The organism is Planobispora rosea, from assembly GCF_014648175.1.
GTDB classification, from domain to species: Bacteria; Actinomycetota; Actinomycetes; order Streptosporangiales; family Streptosporangiaceae; genus Planobispora; species Planobispora rosea.
Genome location: NZ_BMQP01000034.1, coordinates 81,048 through 88,980 on the forward strand (window position 1 = coordinate 81,048; position 7,933 = coordinate 88,980).

Consider the following 7,933-nt stretch of genomic DNA (forward strand, 5'->3'; position numbering starts at 1 on the left):
GCGGCACCGGACCGCCCGGTTTACCGCGAACATCTCTTCGGTGCCGCTCCCAGTCGTTAAGTTGGGGCGGGGGCGCCTGACCCGAGGAGAGCGCGATGCGGATCATGCTCACCGTGCTCAGCGAGCACGCCGACCGCGATGTCGTGGTCGAGGGCGACGAGACGACCACGGTGGCGCGGCTCGCGGAGGCCCTCACCGGGCACGTGGGCGAGCGGCCGAGCAACGTGGTGCGGCTGACCCGCAGCAAGGCTCCCTACGGTCTGGGCGAGGCCGCCGAGGCCCCCTCCCTCTGGCTGGACGGCCGCGAGCTCCCTCCCGACGCCCCTCTGCTCGGGCTTCTCCGCGACGGCGACCTGGTCACCCTGGACCGCCGTCTGGCCGCCTCGACGCTCGCCGAGGAGCCCGGCGGAATCGTGGAGATCCGGGTGGTCGGCGGCCCCGGCGCCGGGTCGGTGCACCGTCTCGGGCTCGGCGTCCACACCGTCGGCTCCGACCCCGCCTGCGCGGTGTCCGTACGCGATCCCCTCATGCCCGGCGAGGCCGCCGTCGTACGGCTCACGCCCGACGCCATCACCGTGGAGCCCGGGGCCGCCGTCACACCGGACGCTCCCGCCGGAGAACGGGCGAGGCGACCGATCGGGCGCAGGGCCAAGGGCAGGGGCAAGGGCAGGGGCAAGGGCAGGGACGGAGGCTCCGGGCGGCGCGAGCCTCCCGCCTCTCCGAAGGACACCGCCGGGGCGGGCCGGGAGAGAGCCGCCGCGTGGGAGGGCGGCACGGGCGGGAACGGGGGTCTGAACGGGAACGGTGCAGGCGGGAGCGGTGCGGGCGGGGGCATCGGCGTGGGTGGAGGCTCCGGCACCCGGAACCCGGTGACGGTGCCGGAGCTGGACGGCGCGCCGCTGGACGAAGCGGTCGACTGGCCCGAGCACGGCCTCCTGGTCTGCGGCGCCTCGGTCCTGACGCTGAAGGCCGTGGAACCGCCGGACGCGCACCTGGACGCCCAGCCCGACGGCGGTCTCGCCTACAACCGGCCGCCGCGGCTCCGGCCGCCGGAGAGCCCGCGGCGGTTCGAGGTCCCCGTCGAACCGAGACGCGCCGAGCCCATGCGGCTGCATCTGCTGGCCGCGCTCCTCCCCGCCGTGGTGGGCCTGGCCCTGGCCTGGGCCCTCAACGCGTGGTACTTCCTGCTGTTCGCCCTGATGAGCCCGGTGATCATGTTCGGCCAGTGGTGGAGTGACCGGCGGCACGGCCGCAAGAGGCACCGCCAGCAGATGAAGGAGTACCACGAGCGCATAGCGGCCTTCGAGGCGACCATGGAACGGGCCCGCGCCGCCGACGAGGTCGCGCGCCGGGCCGCCGCGCCCGACCCCGCCGAGGTGCTGCTCACCGCGACCGGTCCCCGGCGGCGGCTCTGGGAGCGGCGCGACCACGATCCCGACGCGCTCCGCCTCCGGGTCGGGATCGCCGATCTCCCCGCGGACCTGGAGCTCGTCCCGGAGCGGGGCGCTCCGGCGGACGTGCCGCTGCCCGCCCCGCCGACCTGCCGGGCGGTGCCGGTGACCCTGGCCATGCGGCAACTCGGCGTGGCGGGCCTGACCGGACCCCGGGACGACGTCGCGGGTCTGGTCCGCTGGATGGTCGGTCAGGCCGCCGCCCTGCACAGCCCGCGGGATCTGGCGATCGTGGTGCTGTCGGCGCGCGGTGACGGCGGCGCGCGATGGAACTGGGTCCGCTGGCTGCCGCACTGCGCCCCGCACGGCGGTGAGGACTGCGTGGCGCTGGTCGGCGCCGACCCGGAGGCCGCGGCCCGCCGGGTCGCCGAGCTGGCCTCCCTGATCGAGGAGCGCCTCGGCGAGAGCGCATCACCGCTCAAGGCGGGCCGCGTCCCGTCGGGCTGGGGCGACCTCGGGACGGGAGCGGCGGGCGGCCGGGGCGGGCCGGGCCGCTCCGGAGACTTCACCCCCGCCTACGACGAGCGCCCCTACGACGTGCTGGTGGTCCTCGACGGCGCGCAGGTCCTGCGGGCGTTGCCCGGCATGCCGCAGGTGCTGCGCCAGGGTCCCCGCGCGGGCGTCTACACCCTGGCGATCGACGACGACCAGCGGCTGCTGCCCGAGGAGTGCGCCACCGTGGTCCAGGCCGCCCCGGACGGCGGGTTGCGGCTGCGCGGCGGCGGGCTGGACGGTCTCGGGGAGATCCTCGCCGACCGGGTCCCGGAGTCCTGGTGCGACCGGCTCGCCCGTTCCCTGGCCCCGATCCGGGACGTCAGCCGCGACGACCCCGGCCTGTCCCTGCCCGGGTCCGCGCGCCTGCTGGACCTGCTGGCGCTGCCCTCGGTGTCGGGCGCGGTCCTCGCCGGGCGGTGGGGACGGTCCACCGAGGCCGTGATCGGGATCGGGCCGGACGGGCCGTTCTCCGTCGACCTGCGGGCCGACGGTCCGCACGCCCTCATCGCCGGCACCACCGGCGCGGGCAAGTCCGAGCTGCTGCAGACGCTGATCTGTTCCCTCGCGGTGGCCAACCGCCCCGACGAGATGACGTTCGTGCTGATCGACTACAAGGGCGGGGCGGCGTTCAAGGAGTGCGTGCAGCTCCCGCACACGGTCGGCATGGTCAGTGACCTGGACGGCCACCTGACCCATCGGGCCCTGGCCTCGCTGGCCGCCGAGATCCGGCGCCGCGAGCGGCTGCTGCTGGCGGCCGGAGCCAAGGACATCGAGGACTATCACCGGCTGCGGGACGCCCAGACGGCCCGCGCGTCCCGGGACCTGCTGGTCGCGGGCGGTTCCTCGCCGGTCACGCCGCTGCGCGGGCGGGGCGACCCGTTGGCGCCGCTGCCCCGGCTGGTGCTGGTGATCGACGAGTTCGCGGCGATGGTCAGCGAGCTCCCCGACTTCATGACCGGGCTGGTGGACATCGCCCGCCGGGGCCGTTCCTTGGGCATCCACCTTATTCTGGCCACCCAGCGGCCCGCGGGCGTGGTGACGCCCGACATCCAGGCCAACACCTCGCTGCGGATCGCGCTCCGGGTGACCGACGCGTCGGAGTCCGCCGACGTCATCGGACGGCCGGATGCCGCCCACATCCCCAAGTCCACCCCCGGCCGCTGCTACGTGAAGTCGGGGGCGGGCGCGGCGACGGCCGTGCAGACCGCGCGCATCGGCGGGCGGAGCCCGGCCGGGCAGCTGGACGGACCGCCGATCGGGCAGCCGGGCGAGCAGGGTGCGAACGGGCGGACAGCGGCCAGGGCACGGGTGACCGAGATCGGCTGGCAGGCTCTGGGGCACCCGGCGCCCGGGCCGGACACGGGGACGGCCGACGACTCACCGGTCACCGATCTCTCGCTGGTCGTCGACGCGCTGGCCGACGCCGCCCGCGCGGCGGGCATCCCCCGGCAGCCGAGCCCCTGGCTCGAACCGCTCGCCGGCCTCGTGGTCGCCCCCGGGCTGCCGGACCCGTCCCCCGCGGCGGCCGTCCCGTCCGGCACGGCCCCGGACCGGAGAGGGGGATCCTCCGGTGGGGACGGCGCGGCGCCGTACCGGGCGGGGCACGAGGAGGTGCCGCCGCTGGCGTTCGGGGTGACCGACCTGCCCTGGGCGCAGGACCGGCGGGCGTTGACGCTGGACCTGGCACGTGGAGGGCACCTGCTCCTGGCCGGGACCGCGCGCAGCGGGCGGTCCACGGCGCTGCGCACGCTGGCGGGAGTGATCGCGGCGGGCGCCTCCCCCGAGGACGTGCACCTGCACGCGATCGACTGCGGCTCGGGAGCGCTCCTCCCGCTGGTGGCCATGGCGCACTGCGGCGCCGTCGTGACGCGCGACCAGCTCGACCGGGTGGAGCGCCTGCTGGCCCGGCTCAGGACCGAGGTGGGACGGCGGCAGCAGCTGCTGGCCGAGGCCGGATACGCGTCCCTGGCCGAACTGCGCGCCTCGGGGGGCGAGCCGCGGCTGCCCTGGCTCGTCCTCATGCTGGACCGCTGGGAAGGATTCGTCGCCGCGTTCGAGGGCTACGACTACGGGCGGCTGATCGATTCCATGGTGCAGCTCCTGCGGGAGGGCCCGGCGGTCGGGCTCCGCGCCGTCGTGACCGGTGACCGGTCCACGCTGATCGGGCAGGTCTCCACGGTCTTCGACGACCGGCTGCTCCTGCGCATGGCCGACCCCTCCGAGTACGGCCTGGCCGGGTTGCCCGCCAAGGACCTGCCCGCCGTCCTCGTCCCCGGCCGGGCGCTCTCCATGGGAGAGCACGGCCTGACCGAGAGCCAGATCGGTCTCCTCGACGAGGACCCCTCGGGCCCGGCCCAGGTCGCCGTCCTCCAGGCCCTGGCCCGTACGGTGCCCGCCCGGTTCGCGGGAACCGCGGCGACCGTCGCGGCCGGACGGAGTGGGGAGCCCGTCACGGCGCGGAGCGCGGAGACCGACGGCACGGACCGCACCATGGAGACCACCGGCACCGGGCACGCCACAGGGACCGACGGGAAACCCGCCCGGACCAGGCATGTCACAGGAGCCGGAGGGGAGCCCGCCGGGTGGATATGGGCGGGGGAGCCTCCGCTGCGCGTGGACGCGCTGCCCACACGGATCACCTCGGCCCAGGCCATGGACCTGGCCCCGGCCTTCGAGCCGCCGTCACCGCTGTGGGCGCTGCTCGGCGCCGGAGGCGACGCGCTGGCCCCGCTCGGCGTCGACCTGCTCGCCCAGGGACCCGGTGCGGTCGTCGCGGGGCCGCCCCGTTCGGGCCGCTCCTCGGCCCTGCTGACGGCCACCCGTTCCCTGCTCTCGCACGGCACCCCGGTGGTCCTGGTGGTTCCCCGGCGCAGCCCGTTGAGCACCCTGGTCGACGAGCCCGGCGTGCTGGCGGTGCTCGACGCGAACGGCGACCTGAGCGAGGCGGTGGCCGGTCAGGAGCGCTACGTCGTGATCGTCGACGACGCCGAACTGATCTCCGCCGACTCCCCTCTCGGAGCAGCCCTGGAGCGGACGTTGCGAACCGGCCGCGACAGCGAGCACGGCCTCATCATCGGCGGCGCCACCGGTGACCTGACCAGCGCCTACCGGGGGTTCGTCGCCGAGGCCCGCAAGTCCCGCACCGGCCTGCTCCTGGCGGTGCAGAGCCCCGGCGACGGCGACCTGTTCGCCGTACGGCTCCCGCGCGGCGCGGTCGGCGGCCCTCCCGGCCGCGGCCTCCTGCTGACCCTGGGCCGGATCACCCCGATCCAGACGGCTCTGCCCGGATGAGCGCTCAGGCGAAGACCTCGATCTCACAACGGGCGCCGTTGCCCCGGGAGATCCGCGCATCGCTGGTCACCAGCGGACAGGACAACGTCTCGGCGACCGCGAGGTACAACGCGTCATAGGCGCTGTAGTTACCACGCAGCTGCCAGCCCCGGCGTAGGTACACCGGCAGCGGAACCCGCTGCAACGGCATGATTTCGAGCAGTCCCAGCCCTGCCTCAGCCTGATCGGCGGCGAGTTTGCCCGACAGCACGAGACCACGCAGCACCGAGAGAACCTCCACGTCGATGTGCGCGGGAGCCGTGAGGGACTCTCCGACCAAGCGTTTGCGCACGGCGTCGGCTGACGGCCCTTTCTCCACCAGAACCTTGACCAGCGCACCGGCGTCGATCACGATCACCTTTGCGATCTTCCCCTGTCCAGTTCGTTCAGGATGTCGTCGGTGGACACGGTGTCGACCGCGTTCGCAACCGCCCGATCCAGGATCTCTTCCAGACTGGGTTGACGCGCGTCAGCCACGAGTTTGCCCAGCAAGTACTCCTGCAGGGACTGCCGCGCCCGCAGAGCTCGTTCCTTGTAGGTGAGGTAGACCTCGTCAGGGATGTTCCGGATCTGCACAGTCGCCATAGCGCTATTGTAGCGCTTTAGCGCCACAATAGCGCTATGCACTCGTGCGGCGGATCTGCGCTCCGGGGCATCCTGGAGCGCAGATCCGCCGCATACGCGAGGGAACGGGGACGCTCAGCGGGTGGCGGCGTCGATCTGGTTGCGGGAATCTCCGATGGCCTTCGACGCCTCCATGAGCGCCTCGACCATCCGCTCGAAGGCCGGCCTGCTACCCTCCCAGGCGTCCCTGAACTGGTTGGCCCGGGGACCCGTCCAGGAGGTGCCGATCTTGCTCACCTCGGTGTTCAGCGCGGCTATCACGCTCCGTACCTGATCGGACTGAGTTCTGAACTGCCTGGCCATCTGGTCCATTTCATTCAGATCGCCGCCGTACAGGGTCATGGCCGTCTCCTCTGAGTCGCGCCGGTTCGCCAAAGGATCAAATAATAAAGCGTAGATCAATCTGTTATCAACGCTATGCCTATTCACTATGGCCGCCGTCGACTAAGGTGACATTCAATATGGATCTGCCCTAATTGGCTATATCGGCCTATTCTCATCGGAGGATCGGGAACAGTGCGGGAAATCGTGGTGACGGGCGGGGGGACCGGGATCGGCTACGCCGTCGCGGCGGCGTTCGCCGCCCAGGGTGACCGGGTCACCATCACGGGGCGGCGTGAGCACGTGCTCAAGGAGGCGGCCGACCGGCTGGGCGGCCCCGACCTGGTGAACTACGTGGCGTTCAACGCGGCCAACCCGGTCGCCGTGGGCGAATCCCTCCACAGGCTTCCCGCCCGGGTGGACGTGCTGGTCAACAACGCGGGCGGCAACACCAACCTGGACCGCGCCTCCGCCGACGACGACCTCATGGACGTCGCCGAGAGCTGGTGGGCCAACCTCAACGCCAACCTGATGTCGGCCGTGCTCGTCACCACCGCGCTGATCCCCCGGCTGGCCGACCACGCCAGGATCGTCACCATCGGCTCGATCGCCGCCAGGGGCACGGGCTCGGGCTCGTACGGCGCGGCCAAGGCTGCCGTGGAGGCCTGGACCGCCGATCTCGCGGCCGAGCTGGGCCCTCGCGGGATCACCGTCAACGTGGTCTCCCCCGGGCTGATCCTGGACACCGAGTTCTTCCGGGGCCGTCTCACCGAGGAAGGTGTGCGGCGCCGGGTGGAGGGCACCAGGAACGGGCGTGCCGGGACGCCGGAGGACGTGGCGCAGGCGGTGAGGTTCGTCGCCTCCCCCGAGGCCGGGCACGTCACCGGGCAGGTCGTCCACGTCAACGGCGGCGCCTACCTCGGCAGATAGTCCCGCCCCCGACCCCATCCGTCCCCGCGGGCGGCTCCGTCCCCGTTCCCCCGTGGATCCCGTCTCAATAGGCGAGACCCCGCCGGGAACAAGGGATCAGGAAGCGCTTACACTCCGTTGGAGGCCCGCCAGCCCCCCCGTTCTCCGTACTGAAGGGATCGACATCGGTGCAGAAGGTCCTGATCGCCAACCGCGGTGAGATCGCCGTGCGGATCGCCCGCGCGTGCAAGGACGCCGGGCTGGCCAGCGTAGCCGTCTACTCCGAGCAGGACCTGGACGCCCTGCACGTCCGCGTCGCCGACGAGGCGCACGCCCTGGGCGGGCAGAGCCCCGCCGAGACCTACCTCGACATCGCCAAGCTGCTCCGGATCGCCGCCGAGGCGGGGGCCGACGCGGTGCACCCGGGCTACGGCTTCCTGGCCGAGAACGCGGACTTCGCCCAGGCGGTCATCGACGCGGGCCTGACCTGGATCGGGCCGCCGCCCGCAGCGATCACCGCGCTCGGCGACAAGGTCCAGGCCCGGCACATCGCCCAGAAGGTCGGCGCGCCGCTGGTCGCGGGCACCAAGGACCCCGTCGCGGGCGCGGAGGAGGTCGTCGCCTTCGCCGCCGAGCACGGCCTGCCCATCGCCATCAAGGCGGCGTACGGCGGCGGCGGGCGCGGCCTCAAGGTCGCCCGCACCATGGAGGAGATCCCCGACCTGTACGAGTCGGCCGTCCGCGAGGCCGTCACGGCCTTCGGCCGGGGTGAGTGCTTCGTCGAGCGGTACCTGGACCGGCCC

Annotated in this window: 6 protein-coding genes; 3 read left to right on the forward strand and 3 right to left on the reverse strand. The window is 73.3% G+C overall.

What is annotated here, in order from left to right:
- The first annotated feature begins 95 nt into the window (after positions 1-95).
- Positions 96-5,237, forward strand: coding sequence for a type VII secretion EssC family protein (locus tag IEZ08_RS28250; RefSeq protein WP_229803583.1), 5,142 nt, complete (start codon positions 96-98; stop codon positions 5,235-5,237).
- A 4-nt stretch (positions 5,238-5,241) separates the two neighbouring features.
- Here IEZ08_RS28250 and IEZ08_RS28255 read toward each other — a convergent pair whose 3' ends face one another.
- The 3 genes from IEZ08_RS28255 to IEZ08_RS28265 form a co-directional block, all read right to left on the reverse strand.
- Positions 5,242-5,634: a type II toxin-antitoxin system VapC family toxin gene (locus tag IEZ08_RS28255; protein ID WP_068921360.1), complete on the reverse strand. Its 393-nt coding sequence runs from the start codon at positions 5,632-5,634 to the stop codon at positions 5,242-5,244.
- Complete coding sequence (locus IEZ08_RS28260) at positions 5,631-5,861, reverse strand: FitA-like ribbon-helix-helix domain-containing protein (protein WP_068928379.1); 231 nt, start codon at positions 5,859-5,861, stop codon at positions 5,631-5,633. The genes IEZ08_RS28255 and IEZ08_RS28260 overlap by 4 nt, the downstream gene beginning before the upstream one ends.
- Before the next feature lie 114 nt (positions 5,862-5,975).
- Positions 5,976-6,242, reverse strand: a complete 267-nt coding sequence (locus IEZ08_RS28265) for a WXG100 family type VII secretion target (RefSeq protein WP_068921359.1) — start codon at positions 6,240-6,242, stop codon at positions 5,976-5,978.
- Between the two features lie 174 nt (positions 6,243-6,416).
- On the opposite strand from IEZ08_RS28265, the gene IEZ08_RS28270 reads away from it, so the two are divergent.
- Positions 6,417-7,151 carry an SDR family NAD(P)-dependent oxidoreductase gene (locus tag IEZ08_RS28270; protein WP_068921358.1) on the forward strand — a complete coding sequence of 245 codons (735 nt, stop codon included), beginning with the start codon at positions 6,417-6,419 and terminating at the stop codon, positions 7,149-7,151.
- A 167-nt stretch (positions 7,152-7,318) separates the two neighbouring features.
- On the forward strand, positions 7,319-7,933 hold a 615-nt coding region (locus IEZ08_RS28275), incomplete at its 3' end, for a biotin carboxylase N-terminal domain-containing protein (protein ID WP_308426626.1).

Bases quoted from the DNA above. Each gene is read 5' to 3' on its own strand.
- IEZ08_RS28250 (WP_229803583.1), top strand. From the start codon at position 96: ATGCGGATCATGCTCACCGTGCTCAGCGAGCACGCCGACCGCGATGTC.
- IEZ08_RS28260 (WP_068928379.1), bottom strand. From the start codon at position 5,861: ATGGCGACTGTGCAGATCCGGAACATCCCTGACGAGGTCTACCTCACC.
- IEZ08_RS28265 (WP_068921359.1), bottom strand. From the start codon at position 6,242: ATGACCCTGTACGGCGGCGATCTGAATGAAATGGACCAGATGGCCAGG.